General features: G+C 39.8%; 20 protein-coding genes. 10 read left to right on the top strand and 10 right to left on the bottom strand.

Annotation, left to right across the window (positions count from 1 at the left end):
• Positions 1 to 79: 79 nt before the first annotated feature.
• Complete coding sequence (locus tag ABIB30_RS18835; protein WP_354304596.1) at positions 80 to 1,903, bottom strand: glycoside hydrolase family 2 protein; 1,824 nt, start codon at positions 1,901 to 1,903, stop codon at positions 80 to 82.
• A gap of 36 nt (positions 1,904 to 1,939) precedes the next feature.
• A complete protein-coding gene (locus ABIB30_RS18830) occupies positions 1,940 to 3,235 on the bottom strand; it encodes a DUF3863 domain-containing protein (protein WP_354304624.1) in 1,296 nt (431 codons plus the stop codon).
• 526 nt (positions 3,236 to 3,761) lie between these two features.
• Here ABIB30_RS18830 and ABIB30_RS18825 point away from each other — a divergent pair.
• From ABIB30_RS18825 to ABIB30_RS18810, 4 genes are all read left to right on the top strand, one after another.
• Positions 3,762 to 4,679 (top strand): GlxA family transcriptional regulator, encoded by a 918-nt coding sequence (locus tag ABIB30_RS18825; protein ID WP_354304595.1) that lies wholly within the window; start codon positions 3,762 to 3,764, stop codon positions 4,677 to 4,679.
• A 90-nt stretch (positions 4,680 to 4,769) separates the two neighbouring features.
• Positions 4,770 to 5,549 (top strand): DJ-1/PfpI family protein, encoded by a 780-nt coding sequence (locus ABIB30_RS18820; protein WP_354304594.1) that lies wholly within the window; start codon positions 4,770 to 4,772, stop codon positions 5,547 to 5,549.
• A 440-nt stretch (positions 5,550 to 5,989) separates the two neighbouring features.
• Positions 5,990 to 6,280, top strand: a complete 291-nt coding sequence (locus ABIB30_RS18815) for a putative quinol monooxygenase (protein ID WP_354304593.1) — start codon at positions 5,990 to 5,992, stop codon at positions 6,278 to 6,280.
• A 50-nt stretch (positions 6,281 to 6,330) separates the two neighbouring features.
• Positions 6,331 to 7,023, top strand: a complete 693-nt coding sequence (locus ABIB30_RS18810) for a type 1 glutamine amidotransferase domain-containing protein (protein ID WP_354304592.1) — start codon at positions 6,331 to 6,333, stop codon at positions 7,021 to 7,023.
• A gap of 83 nt (positions 7,024 to 7,106) precedes the next feature.
• Here ABIB30_RS18810 and ABIB30_RS18805 read toward each other — a convergent pair whose 3' ends face one another.
• The 5 genes from ABIB30_RS18805 to ABIB30_RS18785 form a co-directional block, all read right to left on the bottom strand.
• Positions 7,107 to 7,685, bottom strand: coding sequence for a Crp/Fnr family transcriptional regulator (locus ABIB30_RS18805; RefSeq protein ID WP_354304591.1), 579 nt, complete (start codon positions 7,683 to 7,685; stop codon positions 7,107 to 7,109).
• Between the two features lie 140 nt (positions 7,686 to 7,825).
• The gene (locus ABIB30_RS18800; RefSeq protein WP_354304590.1) at positions 7,826 to 8,485 is read right to left on the bottom strand and encodes an NAD(P)-dependent oxidoreductase; all 660 of its coding nucleotides are present in this window, start codon (positions 8,483 to 8,485) and stop codon (positions 7,826 to 7,828) included.
• Positions 8,486 to 8,492: 7 nt separating this feature from the next.
• Complete coding sequence (locus ABIB30_RS18795; protein ID WP_354304589.1) at positions 8,493 to 9,323, bottom strand: SDR family NAD(P)-dependent oxidoreductase; 831 nt, start codon at positions 9,321 to 9,323, stop codon at positions 8,493 to 8,495.
• Positions 9,324 to 9,369: 46 nt separating this feature from the next.
• On the bottom strand, positions 9,370 to 10,347 hold the full coding sequence (locus tag ABIB30_RS18790) for a helix-turn-helix transcriptional regulator (RefSeq protein ID WP_354304588.1): 978 nt from the start codon (positions 10,345 to 10,347) through the stop codon (positions 9,370 to 9,372).
• 56 nt (positions 10,348 to 10,403) lie between these two features.
• Positions 10,404 to 11,516, bottom strand: coding sequence for an acyltransferase family protein (locus ABIB30_RS18785; RefSeq protein ID WP_354304587.1), 1,113 nt, complete (start codon positions 11,514 to 11,516; stop codon positions 10,404 to 10,406).
• Positions 11,517 to 11,893: 377 nt separating this feature from the next.
• Here ABIB30_RS18785 and ABIB30_RS18780 point away from each other — a divergent pair, with 377 nt between their 5' ends.
• The 4 genes from ABIB30_RS18780 to ABIB30_RS18765 are packed head-to-tail and all read left to right on the top strand — an operon-like array spanning position 11,894 to position 14,334.
• Positions 11,894 to 12,247, top strand: a complete 354-nt coding sequence (locus ABIB30_RS18780) for an HvfA family oxazolone/thioamide-modified RiPP metallophore (RefSeq protein ID WP_354304586.1) — start codon at positions 11,894 to 11,896, stop codon at positions 12,245 to 12,247.
• Between the two features lie 21 nt (positions 12,248 to 12,268).
• A complete protein-coding gene (locus ABIB30_RS18775; protein WP_354304585.1) occupies positions 12,269 to 13,159 on the top strand; it encodes an HvfB family MNIO-type RiPP peptide maturase in 891 nt (296 codons plus the stop codon).
• Complete coding sequence (locus tag ABIB30_RS18770; RefSeq protein WP_354304584.1) at positions 13,146 to 13,901, top strand: HvfC/BufC N-terminal domain-containing protein; 756 nt, start codon at positions 13,146 to 13,148, stop codon at positions 13,899 to 13,901. Before ABIB30_RS18775 ends, ABIB30_RS18770 begins: the two co-directional genes overlap by 14 nt.
• A gap of 1 nt (position 13,902) precedes the next feature.
• Positions 13,903 to 14,334 (top strand): HvfX family Cu-binding RiPP maturation protein, encoded by a 432-nt coding sequence (locus ABIB30_RS18765; protein ID WP_354304583.1) that lies wholly within the window; start codon positions 13,903 to 13,905, stop codon positions 14,332 to 14,334.
• Between the two features lie 19 nt (positions 14,335 to 14,353).
• Here the strand turns inward: ABIB30_RS18765 and ABIB30_RS18760 are convergent, their stop codons facing one another.
• The 3 genes from ABIB30_RS18760 to ABIB30_RS18750 form a co-directional block, all read right to left on the bottom strand.
• Entirely contained in the window at positions 14,354 to 14,752 is a 399-nt protein-coding gene (locus tag ABIB30_RS18760; protein WP_354304582.1) for a DUF6122 family protein, read from the bottom strand.
• Positions 14,742 to 15,410, bottom strand: a complete 669-nt coding sequence (locus ABIB30_RS18755; protein WP_354304581.1) for a competence protein CoiA family protein — start codon at positions 15,408 to 15,410, stop codon at positions 14,742 to 14,744. The genes ABIB30_RS18760 and ABIB30_RS18755 overlap by 11 nt, the downstream gene beginning before the upstream one ends.
• 96 nt (positions 15,411 to 15,506) lie before the next feature.
• A complete protein-coding gene (locus ABIB30_RS18750) occupies positions 15,507 to 15,860 on the bottom strand; it encodes a VOC family protein (RefSeq protein WP_354304580.1) in 354 nt (117 codons plus the stop codon).
• A 101-nt stretch (positions 15,861 to 15,961) separates the two neighbouring features.
• Here ABIB30_RS18750 and ABIB30_RS18745 point away from each other — a divergent pair, with 101 nt between their 5' ends.
• The gene (locus ABIB30_RS18745) at positions 15,962 to 16,549 is read left to right on the top strand and encodes a DUF4142 domain-containing protein (RefSeq protein ID WP_354304579.1); all 588 of its coding nucleotides are present in this window, start codon (positions 15,962 to 15,964) and stop codon (positions 16,547 to 16,549) included.
• Between the two features lie 386 nt (positions 16,550 to 16,935).
• A complete protein-coding gene (locus tag ABIB30_RS18740) occupies positions 16,936 to 19,308 on the top strand; it encodes an ABC transporter permease (RefSeq protein ID WP_354304578.1) in 2,373 nt (790 codons plus the stop codon).
• The last annotated feature ends 16 nt before the right edge of the window (positions 19,309 to 19,324 follow it).

Genomic DNA, 19,324 nt, shown 5'->3' with positions numbered 1-19,324 from the left:
CAGTTATCTACTCTACTCTTCTTCAAAATACACTTGTCCATTACCGGGATGATCTGTGAGTGTGCATCCTAAAAAGGCATCATTTATTCATGTCATGTCCAGATTGAATGACTGCCTGGTTAACTTCTTTAATGCGCTTTGTTTCCATTTTTTCAACTTTGCGATCGTAGGTAAGCACGCCATTAACTTCATGCTCCACGTCGGTAGTTTGGGTGTAAATAGCAACGCTAAGTCCTTTATATTTCATGAGTTGCGCTACGCGATCTAACAGAAATACATATCTATCGCTTAACGCAGATTGGGTTGGTTCGTATTCGTAAGCATTATTCTCTACCGGCCACATGTGGCGACGCACAAACAGGCCTACACCTCCAAACTCACCTAATGATGCCGCCCGTTTGTCATCAGGGACTGATGCCCCATACGGGCCAACGTAGATATGGGTATCCACATAATCGCCGTTGCCGGGATCTCCATAGGCCTTTTGGTAGTTGGGATTGTTATTGAAACCGGAGTTTCCATTCACCAGTCTTGATGGGTCATATTGTTTTACCCAAGTCGTGATATTCTTCACATCAAAAGCTCCCCAGTTCTCGTTAAACGGCACCCAGGTGATAATGGATGGCGAATTGTAATGATCATCAATAATTGCCTTTAGTTCCTGGCGAAAAACACGACGGGTTACAGTGGTGTCTTCATTTTGATACCAAATGGCCGGCATATCCTGCCAAACCAGCAAACCAAGTTTATCAGCCCAATAATAAAAACGTTGCGGCTCTGTTTTCATGTGTTTCCTGATGAGATTGTAGCCCGCATTTTTAGTGTATTCTATATCAAATTTCAATGCCTCCTCTGTTGGGGCAGTGAGTATGCCGTCAGGCCAATAGCCCTGATCGAGTAAACCAAGCTGCATCATAAATTTGCCGTTGATAAACGGGCGAACAACGCCATTCAGCTTTGCCAGTTTAATATCGCGCATACCAAAATAACTGGTCACCTGATCGGTAATTTTTCCATCATTGCTATGCAGCGTTATTTTCAGATCATACAGGAAAGGGTGTTCCGGTGACCATAATTCCGGTTTTTTTATTGGCAAATAAAAATAGGTACCACTGGTGGCTTTAGTCTGCGATACCTCCCGGCCATCATTTAGGGCAATAGCAGTAACGCTGCATCCGTCACTCGTGTTTACCAATACTTTTAATCGCTGGCCATCTATATCCGGCAATAGCTTAATACTTTTGATATGTGTGCGTGATACAGGTTCCAGCCAAACCGTTTGCCAGATTCCAGAGCTGAAGGTATAATCACCGCGCGGACCGTTCTTACCAGATGGTGCCTTACCATTGTTAAGGTCATGTGCGGCAACAACAATCGTATTGCTTCCCTTTAAAAGATAAGAGGTAATATTAAAGCTGAACGCATCAAACCCGCCCGAATGGCGGCCCACTTTTTTGCCGTTAATGAAAATGGTAGCATCATGATCAACAGCGCCAAAGTTTATCAATACATCCTTGCCATTCCATGATGCTGGCAGTTCAAATATCCGACGGTACCATAGGTTAATCTCTTGGTTTTTCTGTATTCCCGAAAGGAAAGACTCCGGGCAGTATGGGACTAATATTTTCTGATTTACGCTTCCAAATGACGCTGCGCTCTGAGGGTTCAAAGCATCTGGTGCAGATTTGCCACCTATATAATCCCATTTACCATTCAGGCAAAGCCAATCGTTGCGCTGCAGTTGCGGGCGGGGATATTCGTTCAGCGGCACTTCTGCGTTTTGGGCCTGCTCCGTCCACTGTGTAGGCAGTTTGGCATCCTGAGCGTACACCTGCATACCTAACAATAGAAGAGCTGCAAAGAGGGACTGTTTTTTAAAAGAATTTTGTTTATGATATACCATTTTTTCAATATAAGTAAAGGCTAAAATATGTTCGTACTAGTTCTTAAGTTCAGGGCAATATTTATAAATCAATTGTCGCTCTGCGTCTGTTAGTTCACTCACTAACACCGGCTTGTCCTCCGGCCGCAGCCCCTTCTGGTTGATCCTGTTGATCAGGCTCCAGTCCTTAACCGGATGATCCGGCCGGGCGCCTGCAGGCTCCTGCGCAGGCAAATCATATCGCGTAAAATCAATCACCATTGCCGGTGTGTTATGATGCCAGTCGCGCAGCAAGGCAAGCCGAAATGCCTTGTTCATAAACCATCGGATTTCGAGATTATTATAAGAATCCCCCAAGCCGCATCCCCGTTCTATGAATTTGTAATTGTAATCGTCGTTGGTCTTATAATGCGCGCGCCATATTTCGCCAAACTCGCCGAAGCTTACCCATTTAGTATCTGGCCATCGCTTCAGGGTATCTGTTACCCATTTTTTCATGGCATCGCAGATAAAGTCCATTCCAAACTCATGCACCATTTCTGCCTCCCAGATATTGGGTACCCATCCAAATCCGTTCAACTCTAATCCCTTGTCAAAATGTATCGATTGGGTATGCATGACTTCCATGTGCCCAAGTTCCAGCCCCCACCCCTTATACGTTTCTATAGGGCCAACGCCGCGCCTGCTGTTATAGCCTGTGATCTCATGGCCTGTTTGTCCGCTTTGCCGTGCACAAATAAAATCCATTGACCACCCATCCAGGTTCACACAATCGATCAGGTCTTTTTTACTCTGACCGGGCTTGCAAAAATGTTCGGTAGACGGATAATAAGGATACGATGGTGACCCGTCTGCGCCGCCACCATCTATATTATGCTGGCTCCAGATCACGGCCTGTGCCACATGTATGTTTTCTTTCTCCGCCAAATATTTCAAAGACGCTGCCGGTAAAAATCCACCGATCACAGATTGGGGCTTGTACCCTTTTCCCACAAAACCGGCGATGATCCGCAATGCTTCTGATAATTCCTTATTGATACGAACTGGCGGAAGGTACATTGCAGGAAAGTATCCCGGGAACACGGTTACCTCATCTCCGTATTTAGCCTGGCAAAATGCTGCATATTCCCGTATCTGAATATAATTTTCACGCTTATCTTCTAGTGCATTCAGCGTAAAACCCCAAGTTAAACGTCCATCAGGGTTATTGGTACCAAATGCTTCGCGCAGTCGTTTCACGCCATCCAGGGTATGCCATTTTTCCTCGTCGCGCGGATGCAGCTTTACATCTCTGGACACTTCCCAAGGTGTGGTGCGGATCATAATACAGAGGGTAACAAACCGCCCGCCCATCAGCTTTGTTGGTACCAGCATTCGAATAGGCGCAGCATCCAGCAGCTGAGCTCCCGCCAGTACTCCTGCAGCGGTTATACAAGTATTCTTTACAAATGATCTTCTATCCATCTTTTGTTCTTTATATCGTTAAAGTGGCCTTTATGCCATGAACCCCAATAAACCGGCCTCCCTGGTGATGATGTCAATTGGCAGCCCGGTATCGTAAATTTCAAAAATTATTAATCAATTCTATGATTTAACAGCCCGGATTTTGTTTAAGCTTACCCGGGTTTAGTGCTATCTGTTTGGTTGGTATTGGCACCAGATAGTTCTTGTTAACATCGAAAGCCCGCTGCGAACCAGGTTGTAATTCTCCCCGCCCTTTACTTTAAAACCATTCTCTAACTGATTAGCAGGTATATTATAAAAGTAACTGTTATAGGTGGAACCGTCCGCTTTTTGCGTTAAAAAACAACACTATTCTTATAAGGAGTAATCTTAAAATAGGAAGATTTAATTATTGGAAATCCTCTAAATTTGAAGAATGATATCCAATCGTGTTATATTTTTCATATTCGATAGTGTACACCTTCTCGATCTGGCAGGTGCAGTTACGGTTTTTTATGAATCAGGATGCTGTGGCAAAAAGTATGACCTCCATTATGTATCGCCCTATGTCAATCCACAAACTTCATCTGGCTTAGGATTTACAAACGTTGAGCCGTTAAATTCAATAACGGTAAACAAGAATGATATTGTCATTGTAGCTGGGATGGAAATCGAAAAGTGGAATAGAGCAGATGATCACCTCTGGATACTATGGTTGCAGGTTGCTGCTGCAACCGGGGCTACAGTTTGTTCAATTTGTACGGCAGCGTTTGCACTTGCTGCTGCAGGATTACTGGATGATCAAAATTGCACCACACACTGGTCCTGGACAACCGTTTTACAGGAAAGATATCCTCGTATAAAAGTAGTAGAGAATAAATTGTTTATAAAAAGTGGAAGGATCTTTACCAGTGCAGGCATTGCGACAGGAATTGACATGGCATTATATCTTGTTGAAGAGCAACATGGGGTAGATTTCGCTTGTACAGTGGCAAAAGATATGGTCGTTTATATCCGCAGAGACGGAATGGATGTTCAAAATAGTATTTACCTTCAAAACAGGCAGCATATTAATCGTTATGTTCATCAGGTACAGGATTATATTACTAAGCATCTCCATCATAAAATAACCATAGACGAACTTGCTTCAATGGTTTTTATCAGTCCGCGAAGCCTTACGAGATTATTCAAATCCTCTACTGGCATCACAGTAGGACAATATATCAATTCGCTAAGACAGGAAAAAGCGAAGCGCCTCCTTAAAGAGAATTATAAAACTGCATGGGTAGCGAAAGAATGCGGTTATCAAAGTACAGCTCAGTTGCGCAGATTAGTTAAAGAAACATATAATTAAAGAATCCCTTTAGGTATAGAATGGCTGGATAAGTATTACAGATGTCCTGATTTATTCTTCTTATCCACATAACTTTGCTTCAAATAAAATATGATGAAACAGCTATTACTTCTATTAACTTTTATTTACTGCTTTACATTTACACAGGCTAAAGTTGCTAAATATGTATGTGCTTCCTGTAAAGGTATCAGTGATACAACTACTTTTCAGCGATCTATTATAAATCCGCATTATGGGATGAATTTAGCAGAACAGAATCACCAGACAATACAGGATCAAAAGTTGAGCGTCTGCTTTTATTTATATGATGGAGTAGAGGTACTCGATTTTGCAGGGCCAATGGAAGTTTTTTCATATGCAGGTTTCAAAATTATCACTGTAGCAAAAACCAAAGCACCTCTCTTGTCTCAGGGTATCCTAAAGATCATACCAGATTACAGTATTAAAGATGCTCCTCAAACAGATATTTTTGCCGTATTTGGCGGCTCGGATGAAGTCGCTGCAGATGATCCTGAAGTGATTTCCTGGATACAATCAAGGGACAAGGCCACTAAAAGCTATTTTTCAGTTTGTACGGGTGCGTTTATTCTTGGTAAGGCTGGTCTCCTTGATCAGCTTACGGTTACTACTTTTCATAAAAGTATAGCAAATCTTCAAAAGGCAGTACCAAAGGCCAAAGTGCTTGAAAATGTACGTTATATTGATAATGGCAGGATCATCACAACGGCAGGGATATCAGCAGGTATAGATGGCGCCTTGCATTTGGTCGCCAAATTAAAGGGAAAGGAAGTAGCACTCGCAATTGCAAAACAAATGGAATATGATAAGTATATACCAGAACAAGGATTAGATTTATCAAAAAAACAATAATCACGTCTATATATCATCAGTGCTGGTGATATATAGACGCACCATATTACTGCTGCCCCGCTTTACTTTTAAAGTCCGTCATAGTCTTTCGATTATAACGAGAGTGAGCTTAAGAAGAATTATAGAAATCATTTAAATCTTGATTTTCACACCAGATCCGAATCCCTGCAGGAATACAAAAGGCGCAATCTATTGCGCCTTTTGTATTTAAAATCTATTTCAAAAAGGACTTGGACAGGCGACGTTAACTACATATTGATGCCATCGTAAATTTTAAAGCTTCAGCGCATCATTGTGACCTGCATCACATAATCACTTAGTTCCGCCAAATGTGATACAAGTCACACGTCATTCTTCTTTTTTAACCAGAGTTTTGTTCTGTCAACAACGAATAACTGTAAGCAAACAAACGTATTTACACAATCCTGATAATCACGAAAATGGAAAAAGAAATAATTGTAAAATGGAAGATCAAAGAAACTGAGACTTCAAGGATACTGGATTTGCTGGCTGGGCTGGAAGAAAAAACCAAGGGTGAAAAAGGGAACCTTTCTTACAACATCTACCAGTCTGTAGATGATGCCAATGTACTGATCCTGCACGAGCGTTATACTGATGCAGAAGCTGCCGAGGCTCACAAAAATTCGGCGCATTACCAGGAAATAGTCGCCAAACAAATTGTTCCCTACCTGGAAATCCGCGAGGTATCAAGCGTAAAGAAGCTGTATTAATCAGCAGCGCAATATCATAAATATATTATCAAATACTAAAAATAAATATCATGTCTGAAAAAATATTAATCATCGTTTCTAATGCAACAGTTATTGGCCCTAATGACAGAAAAACAGGCGTATTTCTGGATGAAGTAGCTCACCCTTATGTAGAATTTGATCATGCTGGTTATGAGATCGACTTTGCAAGTATTACAGGAGAAGTACCTGCTCTGGATAACCTGCAAGCCAAAGATGAACCGATGAACGCAGAATTCCTAAACGGTGGAGGCTGGAAAAAGATGCAAAATAACCGTAAACTTGAAGATATTGACGTAACTGTGTATGATGCGATATTCATGCCTGGTGGTTTAGCACCAATGGTTGATTTTCCTGAAAATCCAATTCTTAAGCAAGTGATCAAAGAGACCTACGAGCGTAACGGTATAGTTGGTGCAGTGTGCCACGGACCAGTATCCTTGCTAAATGTAAAGTTAAGTGATGGAACCTTCCTGCTTATGGGTAAGAATATCAGTTCATTCACCAGTGAAGAAGAAGAAAACTACGCAAAAGCAGATGTTCCTTTTGACCTTCAAACAGCCTTAACCAATCAGGGGGCAATATTTCATGAAGCAACACCATGGTCTTCCAACAGTATAGTTGATGGTAACCTTGTGACTGGCCAAAACCCGGCGTCAGCAATTGCAGTTGGCAAAAATATGATAGAATTACTGAATGCTTCAAAGCTTAATCTGCAGGACTAATTATTAATTAGCTAAGGGAGCCCAATGCTTATGTTCCCTTAGCTAACAAAACTCAAAAACAGACTTAGGTCACAGCAATAATATTACAAACGACTAAGGGTTTCCCGGGATACACCCAGGTAGGCTGCAATGAGCTGCTTTGGAACAATATTGTATAATTGAGGATACATCTTCATTAATTCTTCGTATCTGCCTTTTGCATCATTGTTCATAAATGATAACAAGCGCTTCTGTTGGGCTACATATCCCTTATTAGAACGCCAGCGAAAAAAATACTCCAGCTGGTAGTTTTCTTTGCAAAGCCTTTCCCGGTCTTCACTGGTAAGACATAATACATCAGTGTCTGTAATACAATCTAAATTAACAGTAGCTATCCCTCCTCCATATATAGCACCGTAATCAGAGGCCCACCACGTTGGCATCGCAAATTGAAGGATAAACATTTTTTGGTCCTTGTTAATATAAAATGTTTTCAGGCATCCATTCAGCACAAAATATTCACAGGCAACATGATCTCCCTCACTGATTATGTTTTGTCCCTTTTTAAAGGAATACGGTTTTAAATAAGAAAAAAAATGATCAAACTCACTGTCAGTCAAAGTAATGGTCTTTGCAAGGTGTTCTTTTAAAATTTCCCGTTGCGTTGTCACTGAAGGCGTCATATGTTTAGAAATTGAATAGACTAAAGGTATAAAATTTGTGATATGCGCCACAGGCTTTCTTCCACATTACCTCCAGTTTTGTCTTATCAACAAGCACATTTTAAAGCATCATAGCACAACATACCCAAAATGAATCATCATTATCTCTCTGACAGCATGGGCATTTTGCGAACAAAATCCTCACTATATAAATTATCAATAAAGAATTTTGCCAGCAGTTTGCGGCTTAGCTGGAACGGCTTTGGTGTATGGTTATAAGTTACGGCTAACGTTCCAATCGTTTCGTTTTCATTCAGGCCGGCAGGTCTGGCGATGGTCCAATTTGTTCCAGATGCCTGAATTAAATCTTCCTGAGCATTATGGTCGGCAAATATAACTTTGAAATTGGTGAGTCTGATCAGTAGCTTCACATACCATGGCGTATATTTCCAGGAATTTCCTACTCCAACAGAGGATAAGATTAATAAACGTTTAACCCCAGATTCATTCATCACCTGCAATACATTAGTTATGCTTTTTTCAAGAATACGCGGCGCATTTATTTTCCGGAAAGAAATGGCTTCGCCCCTGGTTAAAGGACTTAACAAACTGAGAACTGCATCGCAACCTTTCATCGCTTTGCGGATATCATCGATGTTTGCAGGAAGTCCTTTCACAATGGTTAGCCCATCGTGCTTAATAGCGATCTTTGCTGGATTTCTAACCAAGGCAATCACCTGGTAACCTTTTTCCAATGCCAATGGTATCGCGTGTTTACCGGTTCTGCCAGTAGCACCTAATATTAATACTTTTCTTGACATAGTCTTTCTATACGTTCAATTTCCCGATTTTTATGCTCTCATCCGACAACTTTGATGCTACACTTTTATCTAAATCTATTTTGTCTTTTAGTGCCGGTTTTGCAACCTTTGGAAGGAAATAGCCAGCATCTCTTTCATCAGTATCAGCCAGCGCAATAACATTCACAATGGCACTTTCAATACTGTTTGCCAATATAGGCCCTAAAACAAGGAACACAAGCTTCATAAAGCCCTTTACCTTTCTATCAATACCAGTTTTCACCATTCCTGCATTCACAACGTTAATTGGTATTGAACTGCCATATCGTCTGCTGAATTCCTGAGCATGCATGTGAATGGCGAGCTGATTTCTTCCTATACTTTTAAACAGTGAATAATTGGTTTTCATTTGTAAGTCGTCAAAATTGATAGCAGCGCCTTTCCTAAGCGGGCCACCAACAATAATTACTTTTCCTAATCCACTTTTCAATTCATCCACTAATAAATAATCCAGCATAAACTTACATAAGTAATTTACAGCAAAGCTCTCGTACAACCCATCTTTTGTCTCGTGTCTTTCAGAATTGAGTGTACCTGTAGCTTGAATCAATATATCTATTTTATTGGTTAGCTTTTTTATGGCCAAAGCCAGAGCTTTCGTTCCTTCAATAGAAGCAACATCGGCAGCAATAAATTTGGCATTAGTGCCATTAATTTTGGAAAGCTCCCCAGCAATCTTCCTACCTTTATCAGCATCACGACCCTGAAATATGATATCATTACCCTGTTTAGCCAGTGCTATGGCAATAGCATATCCAATGCCACCAGTTCCACCAGTAATTACAACTGTTTTCTTCATGAAACAAAGTTAGACCTTACTTAACGTTTCGAATAGCCCGTATGGGTTAATTAATGGCCCGATCAGGTAATAAAGTTTGATGTGGTAAATAACCAAACTGCCTTTTATAAGCCTGGGAAAACTTACTCAGATTAGTATAGCCTATTTTTAAGCCAACCTCTCCAATGGTATGTTTTCTCCCTTCTATCAAAATCCGGGCATACGCTAACCGGTGATACTGATAGAATTCAAAAACAGGCATGCCGAAAACTGAATGGAACAAGGTTTTTAGTTTAGAAGCACTCATCCCAGCTTGTTTTGCCAAAACATCCACGGTTGGATAATTCATGTCCTCCATATCAAGCAATTGTTCTCTTATCCTAAAAATAGCTTCGATATCACTTTGATGTTTAAATTCAGCTGAATTTGAATTAGCTTGTATGTCAAAAGCAGAAAAAAGATGGCTAAGTATATCATATGCAATTGCCTTCATTCGTAAATTGAAAGGGCCTGAATCTATTTTAAGGGTAAACAGATTTAATGCTGATTGTAAAATCGCAGGCTTAACATGCTCGAACTTAAAAAGCGGTAGTTCAAATAAGCGCTGCTGTGAAAATATAGAATCAGAATGGAATGTCTTTTTAAGCCATTCAGCATGTATCACAAATGAAACTATCTTAAACCGTTGCCGGATCTTGAATAATGACTTTAACTCTACATGAGCATTATAGAGAAGAACACCTGGAGTTGAGATTTGATAATACTTGGAATCATACTTTACCATGGTGTCTAAATGGGACTCTGGCAGGTATAACTTTATAAACAGATAATCCGGGGGAATATTAAGCTCCAGTTTCGAGATACTTAAGTTTGATTTTACCTCAGTTAAAGCCATAATAAGGCCTTGTTCCAGCACAAATAATTTGATTGAGCCTTCATCCGCAGAACCGTTCAGGATTAAGCTGTTATTTTCGACAGTACCACCAACTTGTGCAGCGACATCTGTCAAATATTGAAGCGGATTACCCCCTTGAGAATAAGTCATAATCAAAGGTACATTATTATAGTCTTTATAATGTTTTTTGTAAACTGAGCTGAAATCTAAACATCACCGGCTTTTTGCCTGGCATACCTTTCATTCCGTTTATCGCTTAAATATTTCCTCACAGGGATATCGTAAAATACCATGACCAGGTATGCTGCTCCAACCAACAGAATCAGCCCGGATATGATGATGAAAGTTAATTGCATATTGCCCGGTTTGTGACTGGTATAATAATTACCGAACATCCATAACACAGCATAATGCGTCATGTATAATGGGTAAGAGATCTTTCCCGAAAAGATGCAAACCTTTTTTAAGTCAGGTGCTAAAATAGCTCCTGCTCCTAAAGCGACCAAAAAGGGAAAGTAAAATAGTACGATCAGAGGTTCGGATAACCAGTTCCATTTTGAGAATGGCATTACAAAGGCCAGAAGTAATAATATGGCAAGGCCGGTAAATCCCAGCCTGTTTTTGATGATCCAGTTGGAACGGTAAATAAGCAATCCTGCTAAAAAAGAATATGATATCCGGACGCCTCCATCCCAAAAGGTTGGACCGCTCCAGCCACCCAATAAATTGCCGGAATGGTACGCAACATAGCAAATAGCCACGGCCGAAAGTAAGGTCAATAGCAACAGGTAGCCACGGGCTATCCGATAAAGTACGAATGCATATACGATATTGGCAACATATTCCCAAAACAACGACCATGCCGGTGCATTGAAGCTGAACAAATTAAATCCACGATCGGCTATTACTGGTAAGGGAATAAGGAAAAGCGAGCAAAAAAAAGTCAAAATTATTTTACCAGTGCTATACAATTCGAGGTGGCCGCCAAACGGGTCGAACAAAAATGTCAGCAGCCCGAGTACCGAACCTGCTATAACCAACGGATGCAGCCTGATGATCCTTGAGGAAAAAAAGTTAAGCATACCCATTTTTGCTATCCGATTGTCATAGGCATAACCGATCACAAATCCCGAAAGGCAGAAGAAGAAATCGACAGCCAAAAAACCATGTCCGATAAAGTTCTTGCTGGGATCGGTAAAAACCCATTCCATAAAGTGAAATACAACAACAGCCAAGGCTGCAACGCCTCTTAATCCATCTAAAATTTCGAAATGCTGTTTTGTTTGCAGGGGTAATGCTTTGGTTTTGTCCGTATCCATTTAATGTATATCGTATCAATAAGTTTAATTTGGCTTAGCGTATGATTTGCTGTTGCCCCAAATTATCTAAATTAATGACCCAATCAAAATTAGGGTTATATAAAAAAGGTTTTAAAACAAATATTATGGTTTTAAATTCTGCTGATAATGAATAAGACCTTATTAAATCCATTTCCGGGTTTTCAGAAACAAAAAACTATAAAACACACAAAATCAAAAACTTACATATTTATAACGCCCATTTAGCAGCTTGTATTTCTCCCCCTAAATCATCAAAAAACACTTTTATTTAAAAAAAATTATTTTTTTGTAAGGATGACTTCTTTCCTACGACCAATGTCAAAACAAAACAATAATAAACTTTAAAAATTGACACAATGGAAAAGAAAAAAAACATCCTGAGAAGTACTATTATCGCTAGCGCAATTATCGCAGTATCAGGTTTAAGTGCAAACGCTAACGGCTTGTTCCGTTACAACAACCTTGGTTCAGGAGAAGTAGTAAGAACAAATTTGTCGAAACAAGCTAGTGGTGCAAACTCCCTGGAGTTAAGCTGTGGCGCAAAATCTAAAACAGATTCTACCAAAACAGGTAAAGACGGAAAATGTGGCGAAGGCAAATGTGGTGCCTCTAAGACCAAATCTAAAGGTAAAGGCAAGGATGGTAAGTGTGGTGAAGGTAAGTGCGGTGCTGGAAAAGCAAAAACTACCTCTGCTCCTAAAAAAGGATAAGCAAATCTTAAGTTGTTGTCTATGAATACGGATGTAACCGTGTTTTTGGACAACAACTTTCACCCCTTAAAAAATGTTGTTATGGTAGGCATCGGTTTCAGAAAAGATTTTGCAGAAGAAATGCTGCAAAATAGTAGCATTCAACCTGCATTTATAGAAGTAGCTCCAGAAAACTGGATCGGTGTAGGTGGTTTTTGGAAAAAGAAGTTCAGACAAGCCCTGGAAAAATATCCATTATATACGCATGGCTTATCACTTTCTATTGGCAGTCCGGATCCGCTGGATTTCCAGTTCCTTAAAAAAGTAAAGACATTCCTCCTGGAAACCAACGCTCAGCTCTATTCGGAACATTTAAGTTATTCTAAATGTGACAATGCGCACCTTTATGACCTGCTTCCTATCCCCTTCACCCATGATGCAGTAAAACACGTAGCAGAAAGGATCCGGACTGTACAGGATGTTCTGGAAAGAAAAATATCCATTGAGATTGTTAGTTATTACAGCCCGGTAGCCCCGGAAATAACTGAAATTGAATTTATCAATAACATACTGGCCGAAGTAAATTGTGAGCTGTTGCTGGATGTAAACAATGTCTATGTAAATGCTTTCAACCACAATTACGATGCAAAACAATTTATTGATCTTCTGCCAATGGAGCGCGTGAGTTATATCCATATGGCCGGCCATCATCAAGTAGCAGAGAACTTGATTATTGATACACATGGAGAAGCAATTATTGATCCTGTATTTGATCTTTTTGACTATACTATGCACCGCCTGAAAAGAGATGTACCTGTGTTATTGGAACGGGATTTCAATATTCCTGAACTAAATGAACTACAGGAAGAAATGATCCGGCTAAATGAGATTAAAACGGCAGCACTAAAATCAACGTCTTATGTCACTGCTTGAACAAACACACCGTAATCAATTGGCATTGGCCAATTATTGCCGTACAGGAATTCTGGAAGATATTCCGGGAATCAATACTGAAAACATCAGCCAATATCGTCGCCTGGTATTTAATGTTATAGATGACATGTTACAATCAGCATTCCCGCTAAGCCATGAACTACTCAAAACCAGAGAATGGCAAATGATTACCCATGATTTTTTCAGCAACCATGCTTGCCAGTCACCACAAGTCTGGTATATGCCCCGGGAGTTTTATGAATACCTGGAACAAACCCGCCCATTAATACTCAATAAGTATCCTGTATTAATGGAACTATTATGGTTCGAATGGCTTGAAGTAGAGCTTTTTATGATGGAAGACCAGGAAGTTGACTATAAAACAACAGGAAATCTTGAGCGGGATCCAATTGTGCTGAATCCGGAAATACACTTTCAGCATTTTAACTTTCCGGTACATCTTAAGAAGGCGAAAAAAATTACAGCGGCAGCTAAAGGAGATTATTACCTGTGCATGCATCGTCTGCCAGAAAGCGGAGATGTTAGTTTTACGGATCTTTCTCCCGCTTTTGTTCGTCTGCTGGAGCTTTTATCAGAAAAACCTCAAACTGCGGCTTTACTTATTGACAATTTGTGTGAAGAGCTAAAAATTGAACAAACTATTGAAATTACAGCCATGTGCCGGGATTTTATCTTGATGGCTATGGAATCACAGCTGATCATCGGCTTTAAAAATAACTAAAATGAAAATCAAACAAACCTATAGCTATCTGGGTGATCAGCTTAAAAAAGCTTCTTTTTTACCGCTTTTGCTGATCAGGTTAACGCTGGCCTATGGCTTTTACAACCCGGCCAGAATGAAGTGGAATGATATTAATGCCATTGGAGAATGGTTTGGCAGTATAGGAATCCCCGCTCCTTTTTTCAACGCCTACCTGGCAGCAGGTACGGAAGCTTTAGGCGTAGTATTACTCATACTAGGGTTAGGTACCCGTCTGATCAGTATTCCTTTAATGTTTACAATGGTGGTAGCCATTGTAACTGTACATTGGGCTAATGGCTTTGAAGCAGGAGAAAACGGATATGAAATTCCTTTGTATTATCTCTTGCTGCTATTCACATTGCTAATTCTTGGTCCTGGAAAAGCAAGTGCCGATGAATTCATAAAAAGTTGATTCGGAAGAGAATTATCAACTAGCAGTTCTTGTCGATCAGCATCACAATCGCTTTCCCGGTATTTTCAGCAGGTAAGTTCATTGCAATATCAGCCCAATAGCAATCCTGCCAATCCGTAAACATATGAAACAATAATCCAACTGCAATTATCCTGGTTTTAGGGAACAGCAGTAATATAAAGTAACACGCAATAGCATAATAAGAATGCAGTGGATGATAACCAATACTACACCTTCCAGGATCGAAAATTGGTGTCGCTAATAAATGATCAGCGTCTACCAGCATAGTACAGATCATGATGAACCATGCGCGCTTCCACTGCTTTCTAAAAAATAAAAATGCAATAGCTCCAGGCGCTAAAAAATGGAAACCATAATGTACAATAGGTTGTAATATCTTAATAAAATCAGCAGACATATTGCTCAATAAAGGATTTTCTAGTCATAATATGCAGGTAGGGATAGTCTTCGGATAGTTGCCTGCGCTGCTTCAGCTGATAAATAAAATGTCCTCCCAAGTCCACAATGATTGGATTTTTAGCCTGGTACCATACCCTATGTGGATGTTTCCAGCAAAATGAGTAATAGTAAGAGGTTAGTGGAAGCTTCTTAAGTTCAGGATGTTGAAAATTCAGGACCCGGGGTCTCCCTTTTAGAAAATCAGCCTTTCTGATCATCGACAGGTGGTCGGTATTACAGAAATCATAGTCAGCAATTCTGGGATCATCTACATCAGGCAAGTTTTTCAAGACCCGGAAACCTTTAAATTTTTTCCCATTCAGAATCCAGATCAATTTCGGATAAAATGCTTCTCTGCTCTTTAATTCTTCCAGGCAAATAGGAGAATTCTGAAATTCAAGCGTAGTACCACAAGGAGTATGTACATCTGCGCGATGAAGTTCTCCCATTTTTACGTCAGAAAAACTTACTTCTCTGAACGCCTCCGGAAAAGCCGCTTTCCAGTTACGATGCCACTCCGTTTCTCCATGATAATTCCTCAGATTTTTCTCCAGCCGACCAGGAGATTCCTTTTGGAGCTGATCACTGTTTATGAATATAGAAGAATTAGGCTCCATATGGTAACACTGCAGGAATTTAGCAGCACACAAATCTATACTAATATTTTTAGTGGAGCAAGATATTGAAAAAATTATCAGTTTATTGCTTTGTCTTCAAAGCGTATGAGCAAGTATATTGACTAATTTACCAAAGGGATCGCGCACATAAAAACGGCGTACACCCCAGGGCTCATCTGTTAATTTATACTCAATTTTAAAATTATGTTCTTTCATTAATTTATAAGCGCTATCTACATCATCAACTTCGATTGACAAATCCGGAACCGGAGTACCAGAACCACCTTCGCTGGCAAAACTAATTTGTACAATCATTTCTTCCTTTGAAGCGTAGGTAGCGATCCATCCTTGATCCATTACAATCTCCATTCCCAATAAATCTGCGTAAAATAGCTTTGCTTTGATGATTTCTGATGAAGCGATATTAGCGACTACACGTTTTACTTTCATGGAACATAAAGTTAAAGTATTGTTTCAAATATTGTAGTAAATTATTACTCCACAGTTTAAACTATATCCAATTTTCTGTGTTATAAAGCGATAAAACCAGCATGATGAAAAAAACAATCAACTTTCTTACTACCTGCGCAATACTATTTTCATTGGGAAGCTGTAATAGCAATAAAGATTCTACAGCCGCGGCTGATAGTGTAAACAGGGCTAAAGATATGACTCCGAATACGATGGCCAGGGGTACATTGGGTGTAAAAGTATCCGATGCAGAATTTGCGACAAGAGCCGCATCCAATGGAATGGCAGAAGTTGAATTCAGTAAAATTGCGGTCGAAAATGCAGCAAATGCTCAATTAAAATATTTCGCCCGGATGATTATCAGAGATTATGGCAAAACAAATAAGGAACTTGCCTCAATTGCTGAAAAGAAAAATATTTCACTTCCGCTGACGCTGGACGATGAAGACCAGAAAAAATCAATTGAACTGAATGAAAAATCCAAAGCAGACTTTGATAAAGCTTACATAGAAACTATAGCAAGCAAAAATAAAAAAATGTTGAAGCTGATGCAAGATGAATCAAAAGATGGTAAAGATGCAGATGTCAGGACTTTTGCAACTAAAGCTGTTTCAATTGCTCAATCACATATGAATATGGTTAATGTAATTCACGACAGCTTGAAATAGAGCTGAGTAACAAGTGGCCTGAAATTTTTACTGAAGTGTAATTATCAAACCTGGAAAAGACCATCGAAGTCCGCAAGCTGCATGTCCATATCGGTTTCTCACCTGAATGATACTGTCAGTAAAATAACAGGCTATGAAGTATCTCAGCACATAAAAAATGTAATACTTATTAAATCTTTCAGAGCAATATGGTACTAAAATGTTAATTCTTCCTGGTGCTTAACTGTCCGGCAGTGTACGCTTACCGTCCGATAATGAACAATTTCCTGAGTAATTAAAAAACAAAACACTGTACAACAACGATTTAAAACAAAAACAACTCTTGGCATAAACTTAGTAAATTGCAGATCAATCGTATTTGTTTAATTAAATAAATCATTGCTGACATGTTCAGACTCAACTTAAAAATCGCTTTGCGTAATCTCTGGAGAAACAAGACTTCCTCTGTGATTAATATAATTGGGCTGGCGATTGGCTTATCTGCCTGTCTGTTACTATTACTCTATGTTAATTACGAGCGAAATTTCGACCGCCACTTTAAGGATGCGGACAAAATCTACCAGGTGATGACCAATTTTCAGGATGCTACCGGAAAAATTACAAGTACGGGTGTGTCACCTGGAAATGGGATCGCAATGGCTATTAAGGCTAAAATACCTGAGGTAGACGTGATTACCCGCATTGGTGGTGGTGATAGATCGCTCATTGCCAATCAGCAAAAAGTATTTAAAAGAATGGATCTCTTCGCCGATCCGGATATTCTGAAAGTTTTTAGTTACGATTTTATAGCTGGCAATCCCAACACTGCACTGAATACGCCAAATTCGGTTATATTGACAGAGGAAACTGCAAAACTTTTATTCGGTACAACAGATGCCCTGAACAAAACGGTCAGGTATAAAAATACAAATGATTTAAAAGTTACTGGTGTAATCAAAGATCTGCCTGCTAATACTTCGCTCAGGTTTGATTATTTGATGCCCTGGTCTTTTTTTGAAAGCATAAACAATTATGTTAAAAACCCTGGCTGGGGAGATTTTAGCTTTCTGGCCATAGCAAAAGTTAACAATCCGGCCAATATTGATCTGATTAATGCTAAAGTAAAAAAGCTTTTTAATGAAACCTATACCGCGCAAAAGAGCGAGAATTTCCTGTTCCCGTTATCGGATAGACATTTATATGGTGAATTTCTGAACGGCAAAAGTATAGGTGGTGATATAGATCGCATCTATTTATTTATTGCATTGGCTTTTGGTATTTTGCTTATCGCTTGTATCAATTTCATGAACATGGCCACTGCTAAATCAGAACGCAGGGCAAAAGAAGTGGGTATCAAGAAAACTATTGGTGCAACACGGGCTTCTTTAGTTACTCAATTCCTGACCGAAGCTATGGTGCTGACTACAGTAGCGGTGCTGATTGCTACCGCGATTGTTGAAGTCAGTTTACCCCTGTTCAATAAGCTGCTGGAAATAGATATTACAATTCATTATAGCAATACAGGTTATTGGCTGGGCATTCTGACAGTAGCTCTAGTGACCGGCCTTTTGTCGGGGACTTACCCGGCACTCTTCCTTTCTTCCTTTAATCCGATCCAAACTTTAAAAAAGAAAACAGCAAGGGCGAAAATCATTCCTATCAACCTCAGACAGGTGCTGGTAGTAGGACAGTTTTGTTTTGCTATTATGCTGGTCATTGCTACGATGGTGATCTATAAACAGATGCAGTTTATCAAGAACAGACCGGTAGGATATAACATTAATTTAATGGCTGAGATGCCTCAGGACGGTGAACTGTCTGGTAAGTTCGAATTGTTTAAAGATCAGGTGCTGAAAACCGGGGCAGTGACTGCTGTAAACCAGTCATCCCAGAGCATGATCAGAGTAGGTAACTGGTTTTATGGTCTTGAATGGCCGGGAATGGAAGAAAGAGGAAAGGAAATTGTTTTCAACCGCCTTCAGACCACTTATGATTTTGTAAAAACTAGCGGTGTAGAGTTGATAGCAGGCCGTGATTTTTCCAGAGATTTTGCATCAGATACCGCAGCAATTCTATTGAGCAGTACAGCCGTGAAAGTAATGAAGCTTAAAAACCCAATCGGGATGACCGTAAAGCTTTTTGGAAACCAATTGAAGGTAATCGGCATTTTTAAAGATTTTAATTGGGATTCCCCTTACCGGGAGGGCCGCCAAATGGTGATCAATTTCAGTAAAAACCAAGGTGGAAACATTAATATGCAGTTAAATCCTGCAAATAGCCTGAGTAAAAATATAGCGCTGATTTCGACTGTTGCCAAAAATATAAACCCGCAATATCCAGTAGAAATTGGATTTGTCAATGAACTATATTCAAGGAAAATGCATTCAGAAAAAATACTGGGCATTCTAGCTAATCTATTCGGAGGAATAGCAATATTAATCTCCTGTATGGGGCTTTATGGCCTGGTTACTTACAGCGCAGAACAGCGTACCAAAGAATTTGGTGTACGTCGCGTACTGGGTGCCTCAGTTGGTAATATTATGAATCTACTCTCAGTTTCCTTTCTGAAAATGGTATTTGTCGCTGCATGTATTGGCGTTCCTTTAGCTTATTATCTGATGAACAGATGGCTCACTAGCTTTGAGTTCAGGACAACTGTATCCTTTTCAATAATATTGGTATCCATAGCAGGAACTGCAATCATTGCATTTTTAACCATCAGTATTCAGGCCTATAAGGCTGCAAAAGCCAATCCTGTCGAAGCGCTGAAGTACGAATAAAACAGTTTAGGGGAAT

This window comes from Pedobacter sp. UYP1 (assembly GCF_040547305.1).
Lineage (GTDB): Bacteria > Bacteroidota > Bacteroidia > Sphingobacteriales > Sphingobacteriaceae > Pedobacter.
This window is presented reverse-complemented; position numbering and strand designations above follow the sequence as displayed.

Bases quoted from the DNA above. Each gene is read 5' to 3' on its own strand.
- ABIB30_RS18810 (WP_354304592.1), top strand. From the start codon at position 6,331: ATGTCTGAAAAAATATTAATCATCGTTTCTAATGCAACAGTTATTGGC.
- ABIB30_RS18755 (WP_354304581.1), bottom strand. From the start codon at position 15,410: ATGGAGCCTAATTCTTCTATATTCATAAACAGTGATCAGCTCCAAAAG.
- ABIB30_RS18820 (WP_354304594.1), top strand. From the start codon at position 4,770: ATGATGAAACAGCTATTACTTCTATTAACTTTTATTTACTGCTTTACA.
- ABIB30_RS18790 (WP_354304588.1), bottom strand. From the start codon at position 10,347: ATGACTTATTCTCAAGGGGGTAATCCGCTTCAATATTTGACAGATGTC.
- ABIB30_RS18765 (WP_354304583.1), top strand. From the start codon at position 13,903: ATGAAAATCAAACAAACCTATAGCTATCTGGGTGATCAGCTTAAAAAA.
- ABIB30_RS18830 (WP_354304624.1), bottom strand. From the start codon at position 3,235: ATGGGCGGGCGGTTTGTTACCCTCTGTATTATGATCCGCACCACACCT.
- ABIB30_RS18775 (WP_354304585.1), top strand. From the start codon at position 12,269: ATGAATACGGATGTAACCGTGTTTTTGGACAACAACTTTCACCCCTTA.
- ABIB30_RS18805 (WP_354304591.1), bottom strand. From the start codon at position 7,685: ATGACGCCTTCAGTGACAACGCAACGGGAAATTTTAAAAGAACACCTT.
- ABIB30_RS18740 (WP_354304578.1), top strand. From the start codon at position 16,936: ATGTTCAGACTCAACTTAAAAATCGCTTTGCGTAATCTCTGGAGAAAC.
- ABIB30_RS18760 (WP_354304582.1), bottom strand. From the start codon at position 14,752: ATGTCTGCTGATTTTATTAAGATATTACAACCTATTGTACATTATGGT.
- ABIB30_RS18750 (WP_354304580.1), bottom strand. From the start codon at position 15,860: ATGAAAGTAAAACGTGTAGTCGCTAATATCGCTTCATCAGAAATCATC.
- ABIB30_RS18770 (WP_354304584.1), top strand. From the start codon at position 13,146: ATGTCACTGCTTGAACAAACACACCGTAATCAATTGGCATTGGCCAAT.
- ABIB30_RS18815 (WP_354304593.1), top strand. From the start codon at position 5,990: ATGGAAAAAGAAATAATTGTAAAATGGAAGATCAAAGAAACTGAGACT.
- ABIB30_RS18785 (WP_354304587.1), bottom strand. From the start codon at position 11,516: ATGGATACGGACAAAACCAAAGCATTACCCCTGCAAACAAAACAGCAT.
- ABIB30_RS18795 (WP_354304589.1), bottom strand. From the start codon at position 9,323: ATGAAGAAAACAGTTGTAATTACTGGTGGAACTGGTGGCATTGGATAT.
- ABIB30_RS18780 (WP_354304586.1), top strand. From the start codon at position 11,894: ATGGAAAAGAAAAAAAACATCCTGAGAAGTACTATTATCGCTAGCGCA.
- ABIB30_RS18800 (WP_354304590.1), bottom strand. From the start codon at position 8,485: ATGTCAAGAAAAGTATTAATATTAGGTGCTACTGGCAGAACCGGTAAA.
- ABIB30_RS18825 (WP_354304595.1), top strand. From the start codon at position 3,762: ATGATATCCAATCGTGTTATATTTTTCATATTCGATAGTGTACACCTT.
- ABIB30_RS18745 (WP_354304579.1), top strand. From the start codon at position 15,962: ATGATGAAAAAAACAATCAACTTTCTTACTACCTGCGCAATACTATTT.
- ABIB30_RS18835 (WP_354304596.1), bottom strand. From the start codon at position 1,903: ATGGTATATCATAAACAAAATTCTTTTAAAAAACAGTCCCTCTTTGCA.